This is a genomic window from Sphingomonas sp. CFBP9019, from assembly GCF_034045155.1.
In the GTDB taxonomy this organism is placed as follows: domain Bacteria; phylum Pseudomonadota; class Alphaproteobacteria; order Sphingomonadales; family Sphingomonadaceae; genus Sphingomonas; species Sphingomonas aerolata.
This window is the reverse complement of record NZ_JAXCWK010000008.1, coordinates 1-23,629: the sequence shown is the minus strand read 5'-3', so window position 1 is coordinate 23,629 and position 23,629 is coordinate 1. Positions and strand designations below refer to the sequence as shown.

At 63.1% G+C, this 23,629-nt stretch carries 23 protein-coding genes and 1 riboswitch; of the genes, 14 read left to right on the top strand and 9 right to left on the bottom strand.

From position 1 onward, the window contains the following. Window positions 1–43: 43 nt before the first annotated feature. The gene (gene traA / locus SOM18_RS18450; RefSeq protein ID WP_320482139.1) at window positions 44–3,016 is read right to left on the bottom strand and encodes a Ti-type conjugative transfer relaxase TraA; all 2,973 of its coding nucleotides are present in this window, start codon (window positions 3,014–3,016) and stop codon (window positions 44–46) included. A gap of 174 nt (window positions 3,017–3,190) precedes the next feature. Between traA and SOM18_RS18445 the strand changes: the two genes are divergently transcribed. The 8 genes from SOM18_RS18445 (at window position 3,191) to SOM18_RS18410 (ending at window position 10,950) form a co-directional block, all read left to right on the top strand. Further along, window positions 3,191–3,520: a conjugal transfer protein TraD gene (locus tag SOM18_RS18445; protein ID WP_031393025.1), complete on the top strand. Its 330-nt coding sequence runs from the start codon at window positions 3,191–3,193 to the stop codon at window positions 3,518–3,520. A 13-nt stretch (window positions 3,521–3,533) separates the two neighbouring features. After that, a complete protein-coding gene (locus SOM18_RS18440) occupies window positions 3,534–3,758 on the top strand; it encodes a conjugal transfer protein TraD (RefSeq protein WP_031393026.1) in 225 nt (74 codons plus the stop codon). Beyond that, entirely contained in the window at window positions 3,755–4,036 is a 282-nt protein-coding gene (locus SOM18_RS18435; protein ID WP_055843152.1) for a hypothetical protein, read from the top strand. The genes SOM18_RS18440 and SOM18_RS18435 overlap by 4 nt, the downstream gene beginning before the upstream one ends. Next, window positions 4,036–5,586, top strand: a complete 1,551-nt coding sequence (locus SOM18_RS18430) for a type IV secretory system conjugative DNA transfer family protein (protein ID WP_201780962.1) — start codon at window positions 4,036–4,038, stop codon at window positions 5,584–5,586. The genes SOM18_RS18435 and SOM18_RS18430 overlap by 1 nt, the downstream gene beginning before the upstream one ends. A gap of 702 nt (window positions 5,587–6,288) precedes the next feature. Then, window positions 6,289–7,164 carry a replication initiation protein gene (locus SOM18_RS18425; RefSeq protein ID WP_031392895.1) on the top strand — a complete coding sequence of 292 codons (876 nt, stop codon included), beginning with the start codon at window positions 6,289–6,291 and terminating at the stop codon, window positions 7,162–7,164. A gap of 555 nt (window positions 7,165–7,719) precedes the next feature. After that, the gene (locus SOM18_RS18420) at window positions 7,720–8,805 is read left to right on the top strand and encodes a sulfite oxidase (RefSeq protein WP_055843150.1); all 1,086 of its coding nucleotides are present in this window, start codon (window positions 7,720–7,722) and stop codon (window positions 8,803–8,805) included. After that, complete coding sequence (locus SOM18_RS18415; RefSeq protein ID WP_051916165.1) at window positions 8,805–9,245, top strand: YidH family protein; 441 nt, start codon at window positions 8,805–8,807, stop codon at window positions 9,243–9,245. The genes SOM18_RS18420 and SOM18_RS18415 overlap by 1 nt, the downstream gene beginning before the upstream one ends. Window positions 9,246–9,485: 240 nt before the next feature. Continuing rightward, window positions 9,486–9,562, top strand: a riboswitch (Fluoride riboswitch). Window positions 9,563–9,585: 23 nt separating this feature from the next. Then, complete coding sequence (locus SOM18_RS18410) at window positions 9,586–10,950, top strand: voltage-gated chloride channel family protein (protein ID WP_031392892.1); 1,365 nt, start codon at window positions 9,586–9,588, stop codon at window positions 10,948–10,950. A gap of 9 nt (window positions 10,951–10,959) precedes the next feature. On the opposite strand, the gene SOM18_RS18405 is transcribed toward SOM18_RS18410, so the two are convergent. The 6 genes from SOM18_RS18405 to SOM18_RS18380 form a co-directional block, all read right to left on the bottom strand. Further along, on the bottom strand, window positions 10,960–11,436 hold the full coding sequence (locus SOM18_RS18405; RefSeq protein WP_031392891.1) for a hypothetical protein: 477 nt from the start codon (window positions 11,434–11,436) through the stop codon (window positions 10,960–10,962). A 13-nt stretch (window positions 11,437–11,449) separates the two neighbouring features. Then, the gene (locus tag SOM18_RS18400; protein ID WP_197977952.1) at window positions 11,450–12,694 is read right to left on the bottom strand and encodes a molybdopterin-dependent oxidoreductase; all 1,245 of its coding nucleotides are present in this window, start codon (window positions 12,692–12,694) and stop codon (window positions 11,450–11,452) included. A 107-nt stretch (window positions 12,695–12,801) separates the two neighbouring features. Further along, complete coding sequence (locus SOM18_RS18395) at window positions 12,802–13,953, bottom strand: TDT family transporter (RefSeq protein WP_055843147.1); 1,152 nt, start codon at window positions 13,951–13,953, stop codon at window positions 12,802–12,804. Beyond that, window positions 13,950–14,822: a LysR family transcriptional regulator gene (locus SOM18_RS18390; protein WP_055843145.1), complete on the bottom strand. Its 873-nt coding sequence runs from the start codon at window positions 14,820–14,822 to the stop codon at window positions 13,950–13,952. Before SOM18_RS18390 ends, SOM18_RS18395 begins: the two co-directional genes overlap by 4 nt. Window positions 14,823–14,910: 88 nt before the next feature. Beyond that, the gene (locus SOM18_RS18385) at window positions 14,911–15,894 is read right to left on the bottom strand and encodes a malate dehydrogenase (RefSeq protein ID WP_031392887.1); all 984 of its coding nucleotides are present in this window, start codon (window positions 15,892–15,894) and stop codon (window positions 14,911–14,913) included. A 46-nt stretch (window positions 15,895–15,940) separates the two neighbouring features. Next, a complete protein-coding gene (locus tag SOM18_RS18380; RefSeq protein ID WP_051916164.1) occupies window positions 15,941–17,110 on the bottom strand; it encodes a hypothetical protein in 1,170 nt (389 codons plus the stop codon). 165 nt (window positions 17,111–17,275) lie between these two features. Between SOM18_RS18380 and copM the strand changes: the two genes are divergently transcribed. After that, window positions 17,276–17,752 carry a CopM family metallochaperone gene (gene copM, locus SOM18_RS18375; RefSeq protein WP_234387257.1) on the top strand — a complete coding sequence of 159 codons (477 nt, stop codon included), beginning with the start codon at window positions 17,276–17,278 and terminating at the stop codon, window positions 17,750–17,752. Further along, window positions 17,749–19,167 (top strand): YncE family protein, encoded by a 1,419-nt coding sequence (locus SOM18_RS18370; RefSeq protein WP_051916163.1) that lies wholly within the window; start codon window positions 17,749–17,751, stop codon window positions 19,165–19,167. The genes copM and SOM18_RS18370 overlap by 4 nt, the downstream gene beginning before the upstream one ends. Before the next feature lie 283 nt (window positions 19,168–19,450). On the opposite strand, the gene SOM18_RS18365 is transcribed toward SOM18_RS18370, so the two are convergent. Together SOM18_RS18365 and parA are read right to left on the bottom strand one after the other, a co-directional pair. Continuing rightward, entirely contained in the window at window positions 19,451–19,720 is a 270-nt protein-coding gene (locus SOM18_RS18365; protein ID WP_031392883.1) for a ribbon-helix-helix domain-containing protein, read from the bottom strand. A 1-nt stretch (window position 19,721) separates the two neighbouring features. Next, window positions 19,722–20,399, bottom strand: a complete 678-nt coding sequence (parA, locus tag SOM18_RS18360) for a ParA family partition ATPase (protein ID WP_031392882.1) — start codon at window positions 20,397–20,399, stop codon at window positions 19,722–19,724. Window positions 20,400–20,600: 201 nt separating this feature from the next. Between parA and SOM18_RS18355 the strand changes: the two genes are divergently transcribed. The 4 genes from SOM18_RS18355 to SOM18_RS18340 all read left to right on the top strand — a co-directional run bounded on the left by SOM18_RS18355 (window position 20,601) and on the right by SOM18_RS18340 (window position 23,444). Further along, window positions 20,601–21,071 (top strand): hypothetical protein, encoded by a 471-nt coding sequence (locus tag SOM18_RS18355; protein WP_031392881.1) that lies wholly within the window; start codon window positions 20,601–20,603, stop codon window positions 21,069–21,071. A 146-nt stretch (window positions 21,072–21,217) separates the two neighbouring features. Beyond that, window positions 21,218–21,781 carry a recombinase family protein gene (locus SOM18_RS18350; RefSeq protein ID WP_031392880.1) on the top strand — a complete coding sequence of 188 codons (564 nt, stop codon included), beginning with the start codon at window positions 21,218–21,220 and terminating at the stop codon, window positions 21,779–21,781. Between the two features lie 608 nt (window positions 21,782–22,389). After that, the gene (locus SOM18_RS18345) at window positions 22,390–22,872 is read left to right on the top strand and encodes a helix-turn-helix domain-containing protein (RefSeq protein ID WP_055763354.1); all 483 of its coding nucleotides are present in this window, start codon (window positions 22,390–22,392) and stop codon (window positions 22,870–22,872) included. Beyond that, window positions 22,872–23,444, top strand: coding sequence for a PIN domain-containing protein (locus SOM18_RS18340; RefSeq protein ID WP_055763351.1), 573 nt, complete (start codon window positions 22,872–22,874; stop codon window positions 23,442–23,444). The genes SOM18_RS18345 and SOM18_RS18340 overlap by 1 nt, the downstream gene beginning before the upstream one ends. Window positions 23,445–23,629 lie beyond the last annotated feature (185 nt).

The window sequence follows — 23,629 nt, the reverse complement described above, 5'->3', positions numbered from 1 at the left end:
TGCATGAAACCACAAACCGGATCGTACCCGAAAGCACGAACCGTCACCGGCTCATCCCCCGATCCCGGTCGCGCCCACGATCGAGCGACGACGACAGCGCATCGCCGATCGACCGCTCGCTTTCCTGCTTCAGCGCCAGGTCGGGTGCATGGCGACGCAGTGCGGATTCGAGCTGCGGGTCACGGTGCAGCCCGCCCGCCGCCTTCTCCATCCGCTCGCGCAACCGCTCGGCACCGGCACTGTCGCCGGCCCGCTCCATGCCTGCCCGCGCCTGCTGCATTTTCTGCCAGCCTTCCACGAACCGCTCGGCACGCGCGTCCGGGTCTAGCCGCACACGCTTCTCGTCGGCCATCGCGCGTGCCGCGCCAACTGTATTGCCGCCCGACACCTGCTCGATAAGCTTCGGATCACGCGCAAGCGCCGATGCAAGGTCGCGCGCGGCATGGGGACGGGTCGCGTCCAGCCTCTCGCCAGCCTTCTGCAAAGCGCTCTCCTGATGCGGCAGCACGGGCAGACCCTTGTTGCGCATCCGGCCGATATCGCCCGCGGCACGTGCATAGCGTTCGATCGCCTTGGCCTGAGAGACGTCCAAGGTGGTGTTAATCGGCCCCCCCTGGCTGCGATCACGGGCGGTGTTAATCGGACCCCCCTGCCCGTGATCGCGGGCAGTGTTAATCGCCCCCTCTTTCGCGACAGCCGGCTTTGGCCGGAAACCGGCAAACATGCCCTTGGCCTTGTCGCGCACCTTCTCGACCATCTGGCGTGCGAGTTCCGGGAACCGGATCTCGCGCCGATCGGCGAACGCCCGCGCCTGATCCTGCTCGGGCTTAGCGTAATCGCCCGCCATGTCCTTGCCGCGTTCGCGCGACAGAGCGCGAACAAGCTGGCGCTGGTCGGTGAAGTCGTCGCGGCCATAGTGAAGCTGCACGTCGTCGCGGTGCCGCGACATGCCGACATAGGCGCTGTGGCGGTCCATGCCCGGAGTGGCGAGGACATGGGCGCGATCGACCGTCACGCCTTGGGATTTGTGGAACGTCGCCGCATAGCCGTGATCGACATGGGCATAATCCTTGGTGTCGAACGCGACCCCGCGCCCGTCATCGAGGCGCACCGCCATGCCCTCGGGCGATACCCGCTCGATCGTCGCCAGCGTGCCGTTCTTGACCCCCATGCCGCGCTCGTTGCGAAGGAACATGATGCGGTCGCCGGTCGCGAACTGCCGCTCGCCGCGCTCGGCCTTCACCGTCACGTCATCGCCAAGGTCGCCGCTCGCGCGCAACCGGTCGCGCGCCTCGCCATTGAGGCTCTGCACCTCGGCGTTGGTGTGGGTGAGGATGATGCGGCTCTTGCCCGGCTCGGTCTGGCGCGCGCGATCCCAACCATCGACCAGCGCGCCCCGCGCCGCCTCGCGCGTGTCGGCCGCGTGGACCGTGCCCTTGCCGTCATAGGCGTGGATCGCCTCGCCGGTGCGCCCGGTCGCCAGCGCACGTGTGGCGTCGCGCTGCCAGTCCTCGCGCTGCCGGCGTATCTCGGTGATCTCGGCCGCGCCGTGCCGCTCGGTGACGCTGCGGAACGCCGCGCCCGCCTCGATCGCCTGCAACTGCTCAGGATCGCCGACCATCACGACCTTGGCCCCAGCATCGCGTGCCTGGGACAGCACCCGCTCCATCTGGCGCGAGCCGATCATGCCAGCCTCGTCCACTACCAGCACGTCCTTGGGGCCTAGCTGCTCGCGGCCCTGCCCCCATGCGTGTTCCAGGCTAGCGATGGTGCGGGACTGGATGCCCGATCCGCCCTCAAGGTTCTCGGCCGCAATGCCCGACAACGCCGCGCCGCGAACCGTGTAACCCTGCCCCTCCCATGCCTCGCGCGCCACGCCAAGCATCGCCGACTTGCCGCTGCCGGCATAGCCGACGACGGACGCCAGCCCCGCGTCGCCGGTCACATGATCGAAGGCGTCGCGCTGCTCGCCCGACAGGACAAGGCCACGCCCCTCGGCCGCGCCGATCGCGACGTCACGATGCCGATCGGCGACGCCATGCTCGCCCCGGCCCGCCAGATCGTCGCCGGCACGCTCAAGCCGGTTCTCCACCGCAATCATGTCGCGCGACGTGAACCGCTCCTGGTCGCGTCCATCCTTCCCCAATGCGACCAGCTCAGGGCTGGCGCGCACCGCCCCCATCACCTGGTCGAACTGCTCCTTGCCGTCGCTGTGCCGGAACGCGAACGTCGCAAGGTCACGGACGGTGAACGTGGCCTGCTGCCGCGTGAGGGCGTCCAGCGCGACATTGGGATCGGCGATGATCTTCTCGCCGTTCTCACGAGCGATGCGCGTGTGATCCTCGATCCGCTCCGCCTCAAGCCCCTGCTCCGGACGACGCGATGCGGCCGGGCCGATCTTGTGCTGCGGCTCCAGCCCGATCCCCTGCGCCTCGTAACTGCGGTGGTCGATGCGACCCTCAAGCCCAAGCTCGGCCATGCGCTCATTAACGTGGGCGCTCCACGCCTCGCGCCAGTCCTTCAAAAGCTCGGTCGAGTTCCAGTCGCGGTTCTTCTTCCCGAACCCCTCCAGCCCCACGTCGCGCATCGCAAGCATGACATGCGCGTGCGGCTTGGGCGTGCCGTCCTTCGCCTTGTCCCAATGCACGTTCAGATCAGCGACCATCCCGCGATCGACAAACTGCTTCTTCACGAAATCGCGTGCGAGCTGGACGCCCTGCTTCTCGTTCATCTCACGCGGAATCGAGAACTCCACCTCACGGGCAAGCTGCGCGTCCTTGCGTTTCTCGCCTGCCTCCACCTCGTTCCACAAGGTCGTGCGGTCGTTTAAACGCTCCGGTGCGCCCTGTGGCAACATCACTTCGGAGTGGATCACGCCTGCCTTGTTGCTGAAGTCGTGATTCCGGTTCAACCGATCGTCGTGCAGCTCGGATGCGGAGCGATAGGCGGCGCTCGCGACGGCGCTCGATCCGTTCGCGCGGCTCACAACCTTGGCGGAGAAATGGTAGATCGCCATGACGCCCTGCTTATTGCACTTCTGAGCGCACGTCGGCAACGACGTATAAGCGCGCACTCATCCTCCGCTTCGCTCCTCCTGATTGACTTGGTGCTGCGTTCTGCTCGTTCTGGCTTTACCCATATGCTCGGCGCGCTAAGATGTTGATGAGCGATACGCGGAAGGGTAAAGGCGATGCGGAAGGTTCGCGATTACGATGCCGAGCTGAAGGCACTGGGTGACAAGGCCCGCGCGCTCAAGGCAAAGCGGGTCGAACAGCTTGGCCAGCTCGTCGTTGCGACCGGGGCCGATGCGCTTGATCCGGAAACCCTCGCCGGGGTGCTGCTCGATGCGATCGGATCAAAGGATGCGGGCGCGAAGGAGGCATGGCGCGCGAAGGGCGCGGCCTTCTTTCAACGACGTGGGCGCAAAGGTGGCGGCGCTGCTGCAATCGACGGATCGGGCACTGCGACTGAACCAGGCGGCGACGCTGCGGGCGGAAGCGGCGGAACGGCGAACGGATAGCAGGGGCTGGGTCGTGCAACGTCGCGAACGAACACGCCATCTGATTGAACTGGGCGGGCTGGTCCAGAAAGCCGGGCTGGTCGAGCTGACCGACGACGATCGCGCCACGCTCTACGGCGCGCTGCTCGATCTCGCCGGGCGTGGTCGCGGCGACGATGCTGGCGACGTGCTGGCGCTATGGAAGCGGCGCGGCAAGCGGGCGTTCGACGCGGAAGCGGAAGGGAGCGAAGCGCAATGAGCGATTTCGATATCGAGACGATCCGTGCCCAAGTCCGCGCGATGAATTTCGTGCGCGGCACGCCGGCGGAAATCGCGATGTGGCATGAGGACATGGCGGACTCGCGCGCCAACCTGGTCATCGAGGACATGATCCCGACGCCTAACGACGATGCGTTTTTCACAATGATGCTGGATGAGGGTGTACCCCCTCCCCTCGTCTCGCAAATCCTGCTTCGGCTGCTCGATCATCCCGACGCCGATCGGTCTCTGCCGATCACGCCGATGGCGGCGCACTGATGCCCAGGCGACGGATCAGCCCGCTTCTCGCCGTCTTCGTCGCCTTTGTGGTGCTGATGGCGAGCAATGCCTGGCTCAAGAGCATCTTCGGTTATGGCGAGATAGCGACCGACATTCCGTTCCTGCTGGCCGGCGCGATCCTGTTCCTGGCGTGGCGCTTCAACCGGCGTGCCGCCAACCAGCGCAATGATCTGCTCGGCTCCGCCCGTTTTGGCGACCGTGCTGACGTGCGGAAGCTGGAAGCGAACGGGGATCTTCTGATCGGCCGCTCGGCGAGGTCGGGGAAGCTGCTGCACTACGACGGCGCGGCGCATTTGCTGACGATGGCACCCACCCGCTCAGGTAAGGGTGTCGGTACGATTATCCCCAACCTGCTGCTGCTCGATCGCTCGGTGATCTGCATCGACCCCAAGGGCGAGAACGCTCGCGTCACCGCCCGTGCGCGTGCCGCCAAGGGCAAGGTCTGGTGCCTCGATCCGTTCGGCGTGTCGGGTCAGCCGCCTGCCCGCTACAATCCGCTCGACCGGCTCGATCCCGCCAGCCTCGATCTCGCGGAAGATGCCAACACCCTCGCCGACGCGCTGGTGCATGACGCGCCGGGACAATCGGGCGAAGCGCACTGGAACGAGGAAGCCAAGGCGCTGATCGCCGGGCTGATTCTGCACACCGTCGTCCACGAACCCGCCGATCGCCGCGTGCTGGCAACGATACGCGACAAGCTGACGCTCGCCCCTGCTGGCTTCGCCGCGTTGCTGGCCGATATGCAGGACAGCGCCGGGGCCGGTGGCCTGATAGCGCGCGCGGCCAACCGCCAGCTCGGCAAGTCCGATCGCGAAGCCGCTGGCGTGCTGTCCTCGGCACAGCGCCATACCCACTTTCTCGACAGCCCTCGCATCGTCGCCAGCACCGCCGCGTCGGATTTCACCTTCGCGGGGCTGAAGGACACGACCGCCACCGTGTTCCTGTGCCTGCCGCCCGATCGGCTCGACACCTATGCGCGCTGGCTGCGGCTGCTGGTGAGCCAGGCCGTCACCGACATGGCGCGGTCCACCGCCCGTCCTGCCCGGCCCGTGCTGTTCCTGCTGGACGAGTTCGCCGCGCTCGGCCGTCTCGAACCGGTTGAACGCGCGATGGGCCTGATGGCGGGCTATGGCCTCCAGCTCTGGCCGATCCTCCAGGACATGCACCAGCTTAAGGCCACCTATGGCGAGCGCGCCGGCACCTTCATGTCCAACGCCGGCGTGATCCAGACGTTCGGGGTCAACGATCATGCCACCGCCGACATGCTCTCGCGCACGATCGGCGACACCACGATCGAATATGATACCGTCAGCACGTCGCGCGGCACCGGCTGGGGCGAAAACCGCGCTGGTCCCTCGGAGAGTGTCAGCGGGCACGTCTCCGCTCGCCGGCTCGCCACACCGGACGAAATCATGCGAATGCGGCCCGATCAGCTTCTGCTGCTCCGCCAGGGCGAAAACCCGCTCGCGGTCGAGAAAATCCGCTACTACGATCAACGCGAGTTCACTGGCCTGTTCGATCCTGCGTGACGATGTGCGAAAGGTGAGTTTTGGGGTAGCGCCTCACCTTCCGAAGGTGACGGAGCTGGTGATCGGATTGACGATCTACGAAACCGATCGCGAAGGAGCTGATTTAAGCACCAACAGCGAGGTTCGGTGCTGCAAGGGTGCGGATCGTGGCAAAGCCCTCTTCCCTGCCCTCATGGCGCTCTTGGTCGGCTCTGGCGTAGTATCTGGTCGCCAGCTTGCCTTTCTTCTTTTTCCGCTAAGCACGCGGCGTTTGCGCCGCTCTGGTGACAGCGCAGCTGGCACCAGACGAATAGTGCATCGGCCATTAGGCCGATTCCATTTGCCTATTCTGACGGTGGTTATCCACAGGCTCGCCACCCCAAAGCTCACCTTTCGCCGTTCAGATTCTCTAATTCTTCTGATTCAAGATTCAGAGCCCTGAAAGGTCCGTATTTCTGCCGAAAAATGCCTCCAATAGTGAGCGTTGGGGTCGATTCGCGTGAGTTTCGGGGTAGCATGCGGTGAGCTTTGGGGTCGGTAAAAGTGAGTGTTCGGGCAGGGTCCAGTGAGTGTTGGGGTACCCCAATGGTTGGGTTAAAAGGATCGGTGAGTTTTGGGGTATCCGCCTCTCTGCTCCACGGGGGAGCTGAAACATTTGCCTAGCTCACTTTTCGTGATTAGGGTGAGTTGGTAAGTTCCTCTAGCTCACCGTTGGTCAAGCCTATGTCGCAACCTGCCGTGGTCGATATGACATTCCGCACGCTGGCCCAGAAGGGACGTGGAAATCCTTTTGATCCCGCCAACTACGGTGAAATCGTCAAGCCCGGCGAGTTGGTCGATATTGTAGAGCTAAGCCCCCTCACCCTCGCGGATCGCCGTATCTACAACCTGCTGATCGCCAATGCCTGGGAACGCATTGGCGAGCCGATCATCCATCGCATTGCGAAATCCGGACTGAAAGGGACGCACCAAGGCAACGAGCGCATAGAGAGTTCACTGCTGCGCCTCATGGGCACCATCGCGATCGTCACGATCCGCAAGGATGGCAAGAGCTACAAGCGCCGTGTCCAGCTGCTCGGCCCAAGTGATGAAAGCCTCGAAAAAGACGGCTTCCTTCACTATCGTATCCCAGAAGAGCTAATCGAGATACTGCGGAACAGTCAGGTTTATGCCCGTCTCAAGACGCAGGTAATGTATTGCTTCGAGTCAAAATACGCACTTTGTCTCTATGAAATGATCGAGCGGCGCATTGGTCTCGAATACAAACAGAAAGAGGAGTTTACGATCGAAGAGCTGCGCGGCCTGCTTAACGTGCCTGAAGGTAAACTCGAACGCTTCGCTGATATGAACAAATATTGTCTGAAGGTGGCTGTCGAGGAAATTAACAAGCTTTGCCCCTTCTATGTCGATTTCACGCCGATCAAGAACGGGCGCAAGGTCGAACGGGTGGCACTCCACTGGTTCCCAAAAACGTCCAGCGGCAAGCGCGACGCACAGAACCTGATCGACCAGCACAGCATTGTACGACGGGCAAAGCTGCGCGGCGGAATTCCCGAACTGCCCGTGCTGGTAGATTTCAGCGCGTCGGCCCAAAGGTGAGCCGCTACCCCAAAACTCACCGATAGGCTTTGCTACCAACCTCTACATGCCAGACACGTGTTCACGTTCCATCGTGTTCTCGTGTTCTCGTGCTATCATGTTCACATGCCAACAAGTGGGCTGGCGGATTCCGGGGTGCCCGTTACAGATGCCGGGCATTCACCCAGCCCTTGCATGTTCCACTCGGGACGGATCATTCGGATCGCCCCCTCTTCGGGGTCGGTACATAGAACGGACCCAGATATACGTTAAGCGCCCTCATCCGGGTTCAGGCGGCGCAAATCACCCGTTTGTCGCGCATCTGCGATGGCGACAGGGTTTTCCGTCATCCCTAGTACCTAGCGACGACTTTTGGGACAAAGCCGTCGTAGCAAGTCCAGTCACATCGCGACGATCTACGGGAAAGGCTGTCTGGCGCTCGGCGCCTTTCGCGCGACGGCATGGTGATCGCTCCACCGCCGTCTAGAAAGGGATAGGCTATCGAAAGAGTCTGGGTGACATCGCCCAGCAAAACGATCGATTTCGCTACTGATTTCATCATGGTAGGCCGCTTGCATGACCGCATCCGATCGCGCCGAACAGAATCTGATCCTCCGCTGTCCGGAGCCGCTCAATGCGGAAACGCCCCCGGATAAACTGATCACGTCCTTCCTGACGCCGCAGGCGAACTTCTACATCCGCAGTCACGGACCAACGCCGGAGCTGGCCGACGATCATCGTATAGCGCTGGACGGCTTAGTCGACCGCCCGCGCTCCTACACGGTTGCCGAACTTCAAACGGCATTTGCGACCCGGACAGTGACCGCGACCATGCAGTGCGCCGGCAATCGTCGGGCACATCTTCAAGACGTGGAAAAGACTTCGGGCGATCCCTGGGACGTGGGCGCGATTGGCAATGCGGCGTGGACCGGCGTCGCACTGTGCGACGTGCTCGCCGCAGCCGGCATCCAGGACGGCGCGTCGTTCGTCGGCACTACGGGGGCCGACAACGTGGATGTCGATGGTGAGACGGCACCGTTCGGTGCCTCGATCTCGATCGCCAAGGCGCTAGAGCCCGACGTGCTGATCGTCTGGGCCATGAATGGCGAGGCGCTGGCCCCCGAACATGGCGCACCGCTGCGGCTCGTCGTGCCGGGTTATGCGGGCGTTCGTAGCGCCAAGTGGCTGACGCGCATCGAGGTGCGCGATCGCCCGTCCGATGCGCCGATCCAGGCCAAGGACTACAAGCTCTTTCCGGCATCGGTAGCGAAGGAGGACGCGGACTGGGATCGGGGTCTGACTATCGAGGAGATGCCGCTCAATGCTGCGATCTGCGCGCCGGTGGACGGCGCGCATGTCAGCGCCGGCGCGTGCGAAATCGCGGGTTATGCGGTCGCCTTCGGCCGAGCGGTCTCGCGCGTCGAGGTCTCCGTCAATGGCGGCACCGACTGGCTGCAGGCGGAACTGACTGCAAAACCCGATGCGCCTTGGAGCTGGACGCAGTGGCACGTCACGGTCGATCTGTCTCCCGGACTCCACGTCCTGATCGTGCGCGCCGTTGACGGTGCCGGGCAGATGCAGCCCGAACGGCCCGAGGCGATCTGGAACTTCGCCGGCTATCTCTCGACTGCCTGGCATCGCATCGCCGTTACCGCTGGCTGATGGACGCGCCGCACGACGCCGATCGGGCCCATGCGAAGCTGGCGGAGAGCGCGAGCAAGCTGAAGGACAGCGCAGTCCAGCAGGTGGACAGCGCCGACCGTCGCACAGAGCTTGCCGCGGACCGCACAATCCTCGCCGGCGAACGCACCTATGCTGCCTGGGTACGTACCGGACTGGCGGCGCTCGCTTCCGGTATCGGCGCGCGCGCGCTGCTCAAGGACGTCGTGTTCCCGTGGCTGGCGACGGCGACCGGGACCATGCTGATCTTGTTCAGCGCCTTTTGCTTCGCCGCTGCGGTGTGGCGAGAGATGGGCGCAGGCGCCCCGCCGCCACGACCGGACATCAAGCGCCTGCCAGCGACGTTGCTCCTAGTGATGAACGGGTTTCTCATGCTCGTGTCACTGGCCGCGCTCGTCGGCATCTGGACGGCACGCTCGTAGCAGCCATCCCTAGGTTTGCTGCGAGCCGATCAGACCCCGCAGCGCATCCGCGGCTTTCGTGCGGTATCACCCCCTTGTGACGAAGCCCAAAAACGACGTGGGCCAAAGCCGATCGGTCCCGCATGCAGCGTACCCGGGGTCGGTACATAATAACGGGCTTAGATAGACGCTGCCGACTGCCCGGTCCGAGCATTTGCCCGACCAACATGCCCATTGACGGTTGGGGCAAACGTCTCATAGATCGACTTTGGCAATGGATTTCTGCCGGGCAATTTGGCCGAACCGCTCTGATAAGAGCTGATGATTCCTACTTGGCGCCTTCAGGCAGCAAGGAGGAATTGTGCGCGCTACCTTTCGCAATCTCGTCGGCACGCTGAATGTCGCGGCATTCATGCGCGATCGTCACGACCATGCGATCTCTGTCCTGCGCTGGGCGCTGATCTTGCTGCCCATGGCGGCACTCGTCGGGACGCTATGTGCGGCGTTCCTGCTGAGTCTCGATACCGTTACGCGACTGCGGTTTGCATCGCCTTGGCTGCTCTATCTGCTACCGGTGGGCGGGTTCGTTGTCGGATTCCTCTACCATGTCACCGGGCGCACAGTGGAAGGCGGCAACAATCTGATCGTCGAGCAGATCCACGAGCCTGGCGGCGGGGTGCCTCTGCGGATGGCGCCGCTCATCTTCTTCGGCACAGTGGTGACGCATCTTTTCGGTGGCTCGGCCGGACGTGAGGGCACCGCCGTCCAATTGGGTGGAAGCCTTGCCAGCGGTTTCGGCCGCGCGCTCCGCCTCGATGCGGGCGGCACGCGCATCCTGTTGATGACGGGTATCGCAGCCGGGTTCGGCGCGGTCTTCGGCACGCCGATCGCAGGCGCGGTCTTCGCGCTCGAAGTGCTGGCGATCGGCCGCGTTGAATATTCCGCGCTAGTGCCTTGCCTCGTTGCAGCGCTAGTCGGCGATTGGACGTGCCTCGCCTGGGGTATCCATCACGGTGTCTACCCGATCGGTGCGTTGATACCGGTCGATGCGCTGCTCGTGACGAAGGCGGGTATTGCGGGGATCATATTCGGATTGGTCGGTTTGGCCTTCGCCGAAGCCAACCACGTGGTCGGGGGATGTCTGAAGCGGATCGTCCCCTATGGTCCGCTACGTCCAGTGATCGGCGGGGTCGTCGTTATCGCGCTCGTCTTCCTGTTCGGCACGCGCGACTATCTAGGCCTGGGTGTCCTGGCAGCGAGGCCCGAGAGCCTTACCATCGCCAGCTTCTTCGGACCAGACACGCATCCGTGGAGTTGGGCGATCAAGCTGCTGTTTACTGTCGTCACGCTCGGTGCGGGTTTCAAAGGCGGTGAAGTCACGCCGTTGTTCTTCATCGGCGCGGCGCTCGGTAACGCGCTGGCGCCTTTCTTGGACGTACCGACGGGCCTGTTCGCCGCGATCGGCTTTGTTGCGGTCTTTGCCGGGGCTGCCAATACCCCGCTCGCCTGCACCTTCATGGGGATTGAACTGTTTGGCGCCAGCTATGCGGTGCCGATCGCCGTCGCCTGTTTCGTGGCCTATCTCTGCTCGGGCCACAATGGCATCTACCTGTCGCAGCGCGTTGCGATACCCAAGGTGCCCGCGAACGGCCTCGCGCCCAATGCAACACTGCGCGAGACACGTACACGCCGCACAGCACTTCGCGCGCAGAACCGCGTGTCGTGAGTGATGTGCTTAGCCTGATCCCCCCGATACGTCGGGCGCAGCCTTCGGATCGGGGTCTTGCGCCTTGCCCTTCGCGGCGCCCGGCTGCTTTGCGCTCATGGCGGTCAGATAAGCGACGATCGCCGGCACGTCAGCCTGTGCAACAGGAGCCTTGTAGACCTCGCGCATCTTGGTGACCTCCGCGGTCCACTGATCGGAGGAGAGTGGCGGCTGGTTCAGCGCCATGCTCGCCGAATGACACGAGGTGCAGTTGGCGTTGATGACGTCGGCATGCGGGCCGGCGGGATATTGCCCTTCGTCGGTCGGGAGATCGACCGAGGTGGACGCCAGCGAGAAGCCGCGCGCCGAAACGCTTGGCGGCGGTGGTGCGGTCGGGGCGGCAGGCGGCGGGGCGATGCGGCTGTTCGGGGCACCGATCGCGAGTAGAAGAACGACGGTCGCGCCGACGAACCCGAACGACAGCGTGCCGATGGAAGGCGTTTTCATGGGGGAGCGCTCCTCAGCCGACGACGATGTTGGTGGTTTCGATGTTGCCGCGCATGAACCCGCCCGGGTTCCAGATCGGCGTCATCGGCTGCGCGATGCCGGCGGTGTTCCAGCAGCGCGACATCAGTCTGGTCGGACCCGCATGCGTGAGCGGCACCTGCGCGTCCCAGCGGCGGAAACTGTATTTGCCGTGATCGGGGCCGAGCGTCGTCTTGTACCAGGTCTTGCCGTTGTCGGTCGACACATCGACCTTGGCGACGCCGCAATCGCCGCCCATCGCAATGCCGCCCAGCGGGATCGACCGGTCGAACGCGATCGCCTGCCCTTCGTCGAGGCTCGTGACCCAACTGCGCGGGATCATCTTGTTGATCGGGACGGCCGGGAAATCCTTCTGGCCAGGCCGCACGTTCGCGCCTGGAGTGTCAGGGATCTTGTACGCCTTAGCCATCCAGTAACCGTCGTCGGGCGCGGCAAGCACCTCGATGTCGTTCAGCATCTTGACCCAATAGGTCGAATACCAGCCGGGTACGATCAGCCGGACCGGGAAGCCGTTGAGGAGCGGCATCTGTTCACCGTTCATCCCGAAGGCGAGCATCACTTCGCCGTCGCGTGCGTGGTCGATCGACAGCGACTTGGCGAAATCCGGTGCGCCCGCAACCACCGGCTGGTCGAGCGCACCGAACCGTACCGCGACCGCGCCCGGCTTCACGCCGGCGATGTCGAGCACATCGCGCAGCCGCACGCCTAGCCATTTGGCGTTGCCCATCGCCCCGTGGCGCCACTGCGCGCCCGCGACGGGCGGCTGGAACAGCGCACGCGAATTGCCCGAGCATTGGTTGATCGCCGCCAGCTCGACGCGCGGCAACTTCAGCAGTTGCGCGAGCGAGATCGACAGCGGCCGCGTGACCGCGCCGTGCACCTTGATCCGGAATGCCTCGACATCGATCGCGGTCGGAATGTCGGCCCAGTGCCAGCGGACGAAGAACTGGTCGTTCGGCGTAAAGACGTCGCCATTGAACACGCTCATCGGCGTTTCCAGCAGCGGCGGGTGGATCCGCTGGAGGATCATGCTGCCCTTGCCGGGGAACGCACTGGTCATCGGCCGTTCCGATGGGCCACCCGGCAGATGCAGGTCGACCATGCTCTGCGCCAGCGCGGGTGCGGCGATCAGCGCGCCGCTGCCGATCGCAGCCTCTGCGAGAAAGCGACGGCGGTTCGTCTCCTGCGCCAGTTTCATATCCAGGCTGTCCACCAACATTCTCCCGTTTCTGTCATGATCTGTATGCGCGACCTGTCCGCCGGTCTGCCCGGTACGGGTCGATCGGATGCGCCGGTTCGATCCGGCAGGACGATCAGTTCGGCCCTTTAATTGGCTTGGGCGATGCAGGGCGACACGAACAGGTTTCCGCGCCAGCCGCCTGCGACCGTCTTGGCGCCGACCAGCAGCCACATCGCGGCGAGTGCGATCGTGAGGACGGTGCCGACGATCCCGAAAAAGCCGAGCTGGAGCGTCGTGCTGAGCTTGAAGGTCGCGACCGTGTAGACGCCGAGCGGGAAGGTATAGCCCCACCACCCAAGGTTGAACGGAATGCCCGCGCGCCAGTAGCGGATCGTGATCAGCGTCGCGAGCGCCAGCCACCACAGGCCGAAGCCCCAGAGCAACAGCCCGGCGATCGTGCCGATTCCTTGCGCCACTGCGCCGATCTGGCCGAGGCCGTTGGCGGCGAGGATCGCGGGCGCGTCGCTACCGAGCACCAGCATCCCGAGCGCACCGGTGCCGATCGGACCGAGCGCGAGCCAGCTCGAGGCGGCCATGCTCTCGTGCGGCAGCTTGTGGAGAGCCATCCGCAGGATCAGGATCGCGAGAATGCCGAACGCGACCGGCACCGAATAGGCCCACAGGACATAGGAGGTCGCCAGCACCACGAACTGATGATGGGCGTCGGCCAGATGCGGTGCGAGCAGGCCTCCGCTCGCGCCTGCGACCTCGGCCGCGACCACTGGCAGGAGCCACACCGCGGTCATGCCGTCGAGCGAATGTTCGTGCCGGGTAAACATGAGGTAGGGGATCGCTACACCGCAGGCGAGCGACATCGCGACGTCGATCCACCACAATGTCTCGGCGATCGGGATCACGCCGGCGCCGAACCGCGGCAGGCCGAACGCCAGGAACCCGTTGATGATCGTCGCGAGGCCCATCGGGATCGTACCGATGAACATCGATACGGTGTTGTGCCCGAAGATCCGCCGCGCCTCGTGCCCGAACATGGTCCAGCGCGCGGTGTAGAGCCCGGCGAACAGCGTGAAGAGCGCGATGTTGAAATACCACAGTGCCTCGCCGACCGGGTGCAGCGATGCGCCGACCCCCGGAACCTGCGGCAAGGCCAGCGCGAGGATGCCGGTGCCCATCGTCGCGGCGAACCAGTTGGGGGTGAACTGCCGGATCATCTCGCGTGGAGAGTCGAGCCGGCTGAGCGGCTTCAGGCCATCGAGAACGGGTTTCAAATCGGCGGTCACTTGCCAGTCTCCTTGATGAGATCGGTCAGCGCATCGGCCGCCCGGGTACGATAGCGCTCTTTGTGCCTCAGCGCGTAGAACGGACGCCGCGGCAGACCGAGCGGCAGATCGTGCAACGTTCCGGCCGCGATTGCAGGTGCGACGACATGCTGCGACAGGACCGCGACGCCTGCGCCAGCCTCGACCGCGCTGCGGACCGCCTCGTTCGACGGCAGGGTCAGCGCGGTGGTGAGGTCCGACGGATCGACGCCGCGCTGGCGCAACACCTCCTCGAACGACGAGCGCGTGCCCGATCCCTGCTCGCGGATAATCCAGCGCGCGGCGCGGATCCAGTCCTCGTCGATCGTGTCGGCAGCGCGGTTGCTAACCAGCACCATGCGGTCGTTCGCGACCGTCCAATGCGCGAGCGCGGGCTCGTCGATCACACCTTCGACGAAGCCGAGCTCGACTGCGCCGTCGAGCACGCGCGCCGCGGCCCCTTCCGTGTTGTCGATCGCCAGTTCGATCGTGATCGCGGGGTAGCGCGCATGGAACGCCGCTAGCTGGCGGGGCAGCCAATAGCCCGCGATCGTCTGGCTTGCGACCAGCCGCAGTGTGCCGCGCTCCAGCCCGGCATATTCGGCCAGTGCAAGTTCCGCGCTCGCCGCACGGCCAAGGACGGCGCGCGCGTCGATCAGAAACATGCGGCCCGCTTCGGACAGTTCGATCCCGCGGCCGACCCGGTGGAACAGCGGCACGCCGTGCCGAGCTTCTAGCGCGGCGATGGCAGCGCTTGCGGCCGACTGCGTCACATTGAGCGCTTCGGCAGCGCGCGTCATGTGCTCGCGCTCTGCGACACCGACGAAAATCCTGAGTTGTTCGAGGGTCATGCCCGATCTCCTTGCCCCAATGATAGGGAAAGGAGATCAATCGTACCAAGCAAAGATTACGGTCATTCCAATCAGATATACCGATTGGTCATTTCAGAATGTCGATAACCGCCTCACGTTCATCGACCAGTTCGGCAATCGTGCGATCGAGCATCGATCGCTGGAACGGATCGAGGGTCAGGCCTTCGATACGCGCATACCCACCGCTCATGCAGTGCACCGGCACGCCGCACACCAGTCCTTGCGGGATACCGTAGGAGCCATCTGACACCACGCCCATCGACACCCAATTATCGCCTGCGCCGTGCACCCAGTCGCGCAGATGGTCGATCGCTGCATTTGCGGCCGACGCGGCCGAGGACGCACCCCGTGCTTCGATGATCGCGGTTCCGCGCTGCGCAACGGTGGGGATCAGGGTTTCGCGGTACCAGGCCTCGTTTCCGATACGGTCGGCAAGCTTTTGGCCATCGAGTTCGGCATTCCCCCAGTCGGCAAACATCGTCGGCGAATGGTTTCCCCAGACGACGAGCTTTGTAATCGCATCGACACCTACACCCGCCTTGGCCGCAAGCTGTCCCTGCGCGCGGTTGTGATCGAGGCGGATCATCGACGTGATGTTTTCGGCAGGAAAACCCGGTGCGCTTTGCGCAAGAATCCAGGCATTTGTGTTGGCGGGATTGCCGACGACCAGGATCTTGGCGTCACGTTTGGCCACTGCGTCCAATGCTGCGCCCTGCGTCTTGAAGATCGCTGCGTTGGCAGCGAGCAAATCACGGCGCTCCATGCCCTTTGAGCGGGGACGAGACCCAACCAGCATGGCCGCATCGATGTCCTTGAAAGCCACCATCGGATCATCAGTAATGATCACACCTGCCAGTAGCGGGAACGCGCAATCCTCCAGTTCCATGACCACGCCGCGTACGGCGTCCATAGCCTGCGGCACGTCGAGCAGTTGAAGGATAACGGGCTGGTCCGGTCCGAACACGTCACCCTGCGCAACCCGGAAGAGCAGCGAATAGCAAATTTGTCCTGCGGCACCGCTGATCGCGATCCTGACGGGGGGCTTGGTCATTTTAGAAAGGGCTTTCCTTGGGAAATTACAGACGGTGTAAGACCGATCAACGCGCCGCCACGGCAAGCGCCGCATCGCGCCCGGATGGCACCAGATTGGCGAGACCTTTTCCTGATCGCACGGCACCAGGAACGTAGATCAGGCTTTGCGCATCCGTACTGATAGGGATTGTCGACACGGTGGTGTACGTCAGCGTGTCGATCCCAGCGACCTTGTTGGTTCCGGCCAGGCTGGCATAGATTCTCGTACCATCGCCCGACGGCCAAACCGCACTTGGAGCCGCTTGTAGCGGGACGGTTGCCACAGCCTCCAGGCTGTCGGTTCTATAGACCTTGATTGCAGGTTGATCGCCGCCAATGCTGACATAGGCAAAGGAATCGTCCGCGCGCTGGGCGAAGTTGACCGCGCCCGTTGCTGGACCAGTGTTTATCACTTCGCGTACCGCAAACGGCGGTTTGGCAGCAAAAACCGTGGTCGTGCCGCTCTCGCGGCGTGTTGCCCAAATCTGTTTGCCATCTGGCGAGACCGCGATTGCTCCCTCACCTGCACCGTTGCTGGCAACGTGTCCGACGACGCGCCGATGCTCGACGTCGACAACCAGGATGGACGGCCTTTCAGTAAGCGATACAAAGGCATAGCGTCCGTTTGGCGACAGGATGGTCGCGCCCGCTCCGCCACTTGCTGGTACGCGGGTGATCTCCCGCGCGGTCTTAGGATCCACGACTGCGATGGCATGTTCATCGCCGAGCGAAACCCAGAGTTCGTGCCCATTGGGCGTAAACGCGACGGCGGTAGGCGACGTCTGGAACACGGTCCGGCCTCGTTCCGTGTTCGTGGCCAGATCTACGAGCGTCACACTGTGCTGCGCTAATGCCGATACCGCCAGGGTCCGCCCGTCACGCGTTGCAGCCAGGTGCTGGACTTTGGGGCTGGAAAAGCTGGGCTCAGCTATCGCGCTTTTGGTGAGGTCGATGCGTCCCAGTTCGTTGCCCGCTGCAGGATCGATGACAACGATCTTTGTCGATGTCGGGTCAGACACATAGATCCGGTCATGATGACTAAGGTCGATATCAGCCTTCGACCACGGTGCCTGAACCGCCTTGATATCGCAGGGAAAGTCGTCCGCCGCAGGTGCAGCCCAATAGGCCTGAGCGATCGCCGGGACTGGGGCTACGGAGGCCAACATCGCGGCAACCAGAACGATCGCAGCTTTCATCGTTTGATCCTTATCGCGGATCCGGCGGGTGATCGTGCCAGTCCGATGCCGCTAGATCGACCGATATCTCCCCTGCGTCCAACGCATGGTAACGATGGTTTCAATACGAAAACGCGATCATAGATTGTCTACCGTTCTTTTTAGATGATCAGAACAACCATGCTTATGCGTTGGATCGATGGCTGCGCCGCGATCATTTACGCTGTCACGCTCGGCATTCATCGCTCGCGTGTCATAAATGGGAATACTAAAGGCATGACGATGAAATCTCGCACGGCCTTGCTAACGGCGATAGCCGTGTCCGTATCGACGGGTGCGTTAGCGCAAACGGACGGTTTCGCGTCCGCAATGGATGCGGCGATGGCGCGGATGCACGGCGCGATGATGACCGGTTATTCAAGCGATCCCGATCGCGACTTCGCAAGAATGATGATCCCGCATCATCAGGGTGCGATCGACATGGCCGAAGTCGAACTGCGGTTCGGCAAGGATGAACGCCTGCGCCGGCTCGCCCAGGGAATCATCGTCGAACAGCGTCAGGAAATCGCGGTGATGCAGGGCATCCTATCCGAAGGCGGCGCGTTGCTGCCTCACACCGAACCGACCGCGACCGGTCACCCCCATCACGGAGACCGTCCATGAAGCGTTTCACCCTAACCGCCTGCGCCGCCTTGTGTTTCTCGGGCCCTGCGTTTGCCCAGCAAGTGCCGAACGCGACCCCCGACGTCCCCGTCAGCGCGCAGGACCGGTTCTACACCTCGGACCAGTTCTCCAACACCGTGTCGGTGATCGATCCGTCGACCAACACGCTGCTCGGCGTGATAAAACTCGGCGACCAGACCCCCGCGAACCTCAGCCCGCTCTACAAGGGACAGCTGCTCGTCCACGGCATGGGCTTCTCGCCTGATCGCAAGACGCTGGCGGCGATCTCGATCGGCTCGAACTCGGTGACGTTCATCGACACTGCGACCAATGCCGTGAAGCATACGACCTATGTGGGCCGATCGCCGCACGAAGCGTTCTTCCGCCCCGACGGTCGCGAAGTCTGGGTCGCGGTGCGCGGCGAGGATTATATCCAGGTGCTCGACGGCAAGACCTTCGCGCCGACTACGCGCATCCCCGTTCCTAATGGCCCCGGCATGACGATCTTCTCGCCGAACGGGAAATACGGTTACGTCTGTTCGAGCTTTTCTCCCGAGACCGTTGTGATCGACACCGCCTCGAAGAAGATCGTCGGTCGCGTCAAGCAGGCGAGCCCGTTCTGCCCCGACATCGCCGCGACGCCCGACGGCAAGCAGGTCTGGTTGACGCTGAAAGACGTCGGCAAAGTCATGGTGTTCGACGCCAAGCCACCCTTCGCAGTGCTCAAGACGTTCGACACAGGCGCGATCACCAACCACGTCAACATCGCCCGCACCAAGGCTGGCCAGTTCGCCTATGTGACGGTCGGCACCGAGAACGTCGTCAAGGTGTTCCGCACCACCGACTTCGCGCAGGTCGCGAACATCCCGGTCGGCGCGCTCCCGCACGGCCTTTGGCCGTCGGGCGACGGTACGCGGATGTATGTCGGGCTGGAGAACGCCGACGCAGTCGCGGCGATCGATACCGCCAGCAACACCGTTATCGCGACGATTCCGATCGGTCAGGGGCCCCAAGGCGTGGCCTACGTTCCCGGCGCGGTGCCGGTAGGCGATGGCCGTGCAAACCTGATGCCGCTCGCCCAGGCCGGCATGAAGATCCAGCTGACTCTTTCCGGGACTGGGCGCAGCCAGGTCACGCTGTTCGATCAGGGCCAAGTCCAGATTTTGCAGGCGGCGGTTGCGGGCCTCAGTCCAAAGATGCCCTATGTCCTTGGGCTATCCTCCCGCGCTGATGGCAGCGGCGTGATCCAGCCTCTGGCGAAGTTCATGACCAATCCGGCGGGCGGCGCGATAGTCAACACGCTCGGACCGCTCCGCCAGATCGTCAGCGACGCAAAAGGCGACATGCGCCGTTACCTCGTCATTGCTCCGGGCGACCCGATGATGCCGGGCGCCGTCGTTCAGGTGCAAAAATGAGGATTCCGGTGAAACCTGCGATCTCTTGTCCGTATCCGGTATCTTGGTCATGACGCTGGTATAGGCTGCCGCAGCGTTTTGAGACTGTCGGAAAACACATGCTTTCGGACAGGGTGCGCTCCGGCCTTGGGTCGTGGCGCCAACAGGATGGCAGAGTGTGCGACAAACCCTGTCGCTTTGGTCAGCTGTACGGAAACCCGAATCTGGGGGTTTGCTGACACCCGATCGCGTTAGCGTACATCTGGGTCCGTTCTATGTGCAGACCCCTCTTCAAAGCTGCGCGTCACCGCTCCCCGAACGGGTGCTTGCCGTACTGGCGCATGAGAAGGTCGATTGCCTCGCCCATCAAGGCCTGAAGGGTAGTTCCGTTCTCGGCCGCCAGCACATTTAAGCCTCGGCTAACTTCCGGACTAAAGTATGCGCTGACAGCCTTCTTGCCCTGCCGCGCCGCCGATCGCACCGACGCCGAGCCCTCAATGGCTGGGGTCGAGACGCTCGGCTCCACCTTCGCGCGTTCTGCACGCTGCTGCCTCATGGCGCCAAATTTGCTCATGTCAGCCTCGCTTCTTTCTGCCCTGCTTACTTGTGGGCAAGTTCACACGTTCGCTTGTCCACGTCCATAGCGCGGCGATCTCCTCCGCCGCCTTACCGTCAGGCTCCGCCTCTATCGCGGTTTTCCCTTGCGCCGTGCTGTGGTGATAGATCGCGCGCATCGTGAGCATGACGGGCGCGACCGGCACACCCATACCCTCAACGCCTTCGCTGCCCTCAATCAGCTCCCGCGCGTCTCTGTAAGTAGTTGGCGCGCGCTGAGGACCGCCCATGAAGAGCACGAAGGCCGGCTTGCCTGCTGCCTTCACCAGCTCGGCCGTCGTTTCAACGGCTGACAAGTCGAACGCTTGGGGACGACAAGGAATAAGGATCAGGTCCGCAGCCTTGCACGCCTCGCGCGCCATGATGTCCGCGTGTGGGGGCGTATCGATAATGACTAGGTCCGCGCCTAGATCGGCTGCTTGCTGCACCTTGCGCGGAAGGAGGGTGGGGGAGGCACAATCTACGACCTCAGGGTCCGCGCCGCCTCGCCAGTGGTTCCATTGGCTAGCGGTCGCTTGCGGGTCCGCGTCGAGGATCAGCGCGGAGAGGCCCGCACTGGTGGCGGCACCGGCAAGGTGGATGGCAAGCGTGGTCTTACCCGCTCCGCCCTTCTGGCTGATGATAGATATGGTCTTCATGTAGCCCCTGCACGTGTTCGCGTGTGAACATGATGGATAGCACACAAGTGAGCAAGATAACAATCTCACTTGTGAACTGATAGCCTTCGTGGCCTGTAGCAGCGTGGTTGGGTGGTCGTAAGCTGCACCCGAGGTTCGCGGCATAAGGGAGCATACGTGACAGGAATATCAGGGGGGTCAGGATCAGGCGGCTGGACGTGGGTGCAGGGCTTCGGAACGGCCTTTGCGGGCGTGCTTGCCTACCTTGGCGCGCGTTTTGGCGCGCAGGCCGGGAAGGAGAACGCAGACAAGGCCATCTTCGTCCAGATCGTCACCAGCGAGCGCGCGGTATGGCGAGAAGCAATGCGAGGGCTGGTTGTAGAGTTAACGGCCGAGGTGCGGCGTGGTGCAGTTAGCCCTGCCAAGCCGGTGAATTGGCGAAAGGTACATGCCGCGCGCGCTGGTATCGTACTCCGCCTAAACCCGGCCTGCCGCGACGTAGGGACTGAGGACAAACATGCCCTGGATCGCGCGCTCTTCCGCGCAGTCGAGGAGCTAGTGAGTGCGCGGCATACTCCAAAGCCCGATTGGCTCAAAAAGGCGGATACGGTCGAGAAAGCAGCCCAACGGCTCATCAAGAAGGAATGGGACAAGTCGAAGAAGGAGGCTCGCACAGGCAGGCTTGAAGAATGAGGCTGTGAGGGCCGCAGGATAGCAACTGTCGACTGTCTCAAATGTTCTAAGTTTCGCAACAGAGCCCTTAGAGCTCGTGTTCTCTCATGTGCTGATGTCGCAAAAGTCGGTTGCAAAATACTTTTATTACGATACAATTTTGCAACATGCTGATTGGCTATGCTCGTGTGTCCACCGATGACCAAGATCTCCGGCTGCAACGCGCCGCGTTGAAGGAGGCCGGATGCAAGCGGACGTTCGAGGAGAAGATCTCGGGCGCGAAGCGTGACCGGCCCGAGCTGGCCAAGATGATCGAGCAGCTGCGCGACGACGACACGGTGGTAGTGACGCGGCTCGACCGACTGGCGCGCTCGACGCGCGACCTGCTGGACATCGCCGAGAAGCTGAAGGAGGCTGGTTCCGGCCTGCGCTCGCTGGCCGAGCCCTGGGCCGACACGACCTCGCCAGCTGGTCGCATGGTGCTGACCGTGTTCGCCGGCATCGCTGAGTTCGAGCGTGAGCTGATCCACCAGCGCACCAGCAGCGGACGAGTGGCGGCTAAGGCGAGGGGAGTCCGCTTTGGCCGTCCGCCAAAGCTCACCCCCGATCAGATCACGCTCGGCGAACGATTGATAAGCGAAGGCACATCGGTGCGCGAAGCCGCCAAGCTGCTCAAATGCCACCATGCCACACTCTACCGGGCGCTGACCGCAGCGACGGTGGCTTTATAATGCGGTGGACTGCGCAGCCTGACACTTCGGCAGGGAAGGCCTGATGCCTATCCGGCCCGAGCACGTGTTCTTGTACCCGATCGACTGGGTGCAGCTATCACACCAGGTACGCTTCGTGCGGGCGGGGGGACACTGCGAGCATTGTGGACGTCCCCACAGGCAGAAGGTCTTCCACCTAGGCGACGGACGGTGGTGGGATCGGAACCGGCAATGCTGGCGCAATGGCCGGGGCCGGCGCGTGCGACGGCCTACGGAAAACATTCTGGTACAAGGCCGGTGGACACCGGTGGTCCTGGCCTGTGCGCACCTTAACCATGATCCGAGCGACAGTGCGCTTCACCAGCTCGCAGCGCTCTGCCAACGCTGCCACATGCTCCACGATGGCCCGGAGCATCGACGCCGGCGCTGGATGAACGCGCACTATCGGCGTGCGCTGGGTGATCTGTTCTACGGTCCATACCCCAAGCTGGGAGGCGACTGGATTACGCCCACCCCGCTCAGCATGCTCGACGATCACCGCAGTGGAACGTCTTCCCGTTGACACTCGTTTCACTTATTGCGTTTACAACTCGCAGTCACTAGATGGCTTCCGCCCTGGGAGATGAAACATGGCCGCCGTGGCCTTCAATATCGACGAGGCCTACGAGCCTACTGCACACGAGATCGAGGCGGCCGGTAACGCCGCGCGTGCACTGTCGAGGGTAGATTCCAGCCGCCCTATTCACCTGACTGTAGAAGGGGCAGGTGAGGACGTTATCAGCCTGCCGTCTGGTGTGTTCAACAGCATCGTCAAGATGCTAGTTGAGATCGGCAACGGTCATGCCGTCACTGTCGTGCCGGTACAGGCAGAGCTTACAACTAGCCAAGCAGCCGACCTGCTCAACATGTCGCGTCCACACCTCATTAAGCTCTTAGAACGCGGTGATCTGCCGTTCCGGATGGTCGGCACGCATCGTAAGCTGCTCGGACGCGACGTGCTGACCTACCGCAGCCGCATGGATGCGGCCCGGCATGAGGCCCTGCAGGAAATGGCGGATCTGGATCAGGAAGCTGGCCTCTTCGACGATCACACGCCTCTCGATCGTCCCTGATGCTGGTCGGCCGCTACACCGTCCTGCTCGATGCCAACGTCATGCACCCCTCCATCGTGCGGGGTGCGCTTTTGTGGTTCGCCGCCAGCCGGCTGTTCCGGCCGCTCTGGAGCGAGGCCATCCTGGCCGAGTGGGAGGAAAGCTTAAGGCGACGGTTTGCCGATCTGGCAGCTGACCATTTCCAACGCCAGCGGACCTACATGGACAGCTTCGGAGAGGCGCTGGTGGAAGGCTACGAACCGCTGATGCCTGCCCTGACACTGCCTGATCCCAAGGACGTCCATGTTCTTGCCGCAGCGATTCACGGCAGAGCCGACGCGATTGTCACGTACAACCTCAAGGATTTTCCGGTCGAAGCAGCCGCCCGCCACGGTATCGAGGTGAAGCATCCCGACGACTTCATCGTTAATGTCATCGACCTCGATACGGCCAAGGCGCTGACCGCAATCGGAAACCAACGCCGTCAGTTTCACAATCCCGCTGTCACCGCCGAAGATTACCTCGACCGCTTTCGGAAAAGCGATTTGGTCCAAGCAAGCCACCGACTGCAACCCCTTGTCGAGCTATTCTGAATGAGGGTTCTGACACCAGTAAGCGCTTGAAAGGCGGCGACCTATCTCAAGCGTCAGAACCGTTCGGTTTTGACACAAAGCTTCCTCGAAAACGATGGTCTTTTGGGAACGATAGATCTTTCCCAAAAGCCGTTTTCACACGAGAAGGGAGAACACTAGAACCGCTTGCGAACGCCCACAGGCGG

Coding starts and splice junctions, on each gene's coding strand:
- SOM18_RS18380 (WP_051916164.1), bottom strand. CDS start 17,110: ATGAAAGCTGCGATCGTTCTGGTTGCCGCGATGTTGGCCTCCGTAGCC.
- SOM18_RS18405 (WP_031392891.1), bottom strand. CDS start 11,436: ATGAAAACGCCTTCCATCGGCACGCTGTCGTTCGGGTTCGTCGGCGCG.
- SOM18_RS18370 (WP_051916163.1), top strand. CDS start 17,749: ATGAAGCGTTTCACCCTAACCGCCTGCGCCGCCTTGTGTTTCTCGGGC.
- copM (WP_234387257.1), top strand. CDS start 17,276: ATGCGTTGGATCGATGGCTGCGCCGCGATCATTTACGCTGTCACGCTC.
- SOM18_RS18340 (WP_055763351.1), top strand. CDS start 22,872: ATGCTGGTCGGCCGCTACACCGTCCTGCTCGATGCCAACGTCATGCAC.
- SOM18_RS18365 (WP_031392883.1), bottom strand. CDS start 19,720: ATGAGCAAATTTGGCGCCATGAGGCAGCAGCGTGCAGAACGCGCGAAG.
- SOM18_RS18385 (WP_031392887.1), bottom strand. CDS start 15,894: ATGACCAAGCCCCCCGTCAGGATCGCGATCAGCGGTGCCGCAGGACAA.
- SOM18_RS18390 (WP_055843145.1), bottom strand. CDS start 14,822: ATGACCCTCGAACAACTCAGGATTTTCGTCGGTGTCGCAGAGCGCGAG.
- SOM18_RS18420 (WP_055843150.1), top strand. CDS start 7,720: ATGACCGCATCCGATCGCGCCGAACAGAATCTGATCCTCCGCTGTCCG.
- SOM18_RS18400 (WP_197977952.1), bottom strand. CDS start 12,694: ATGTTGGTGGACAGCCTGGATATGAAACTGGCGCAGGAGACGAACCGC.
- SOM18_RS18350 (WP_031392880.1), top strand. CDS start 21,218: ATGCTGATTGGCTATGCTCGTGTGTCCACCGATGACCAAGATCTCCGG.
- SOM18_RS18415 (WP_051916165.1), top strand. CDS start 8,805: ATGGACGCGCCGCACGACGCCGATCGGGCCCATGCGAAGCTGGCGGAG.
- SOM18_RS18430 (WP_201780962.1), top strand. CDS start 4,036: ATGCCCAGGCGACGGATCAGCCCGCTTCTCGCCGTCTTCGTCGCCTTT.
- SOM18_RS18445 (WP_031393025.1), top strand. CDS start 3,191: ATGCGGAAGGTTCGCGATTACGATGCCGAGCTGAAGGCACTGGGTGAC.
- SOM18_RS18425 (WP_031392895.1), top strand. CDS start 6,289: ATGTCGCAACCTGCCGTGGTCGATATGACATTCCGCACGCTGGCCCAG.
- SOM18_RS18345 (WP_055763354.1), top strand. CDS start 22,390: ATGGCCGCCGTGGCCTTCAATATCGACGAGGCCTACGAGCCTACTGCA.
- traA (WP_320482139.1), bottom strand. CDS start 3,016: ATGGCGATCTACCATTTCTCCGCCAAGGTTGTGAGCCGCGCGAACGGA.
- SOM18_RS18435 (WP_055843152.1), top strand. CDS start 3,755: ATGAGCGATTTCGATATCGAGACGATCCGTGCCCAAGTCCGCGCGATG.
- parA (WP_031392882.1), bottom strand. CDS start 20,399: ATGAAGACCATATCTATCATCAGCCAGAAGGGCGGAGCGGGTAAGACC.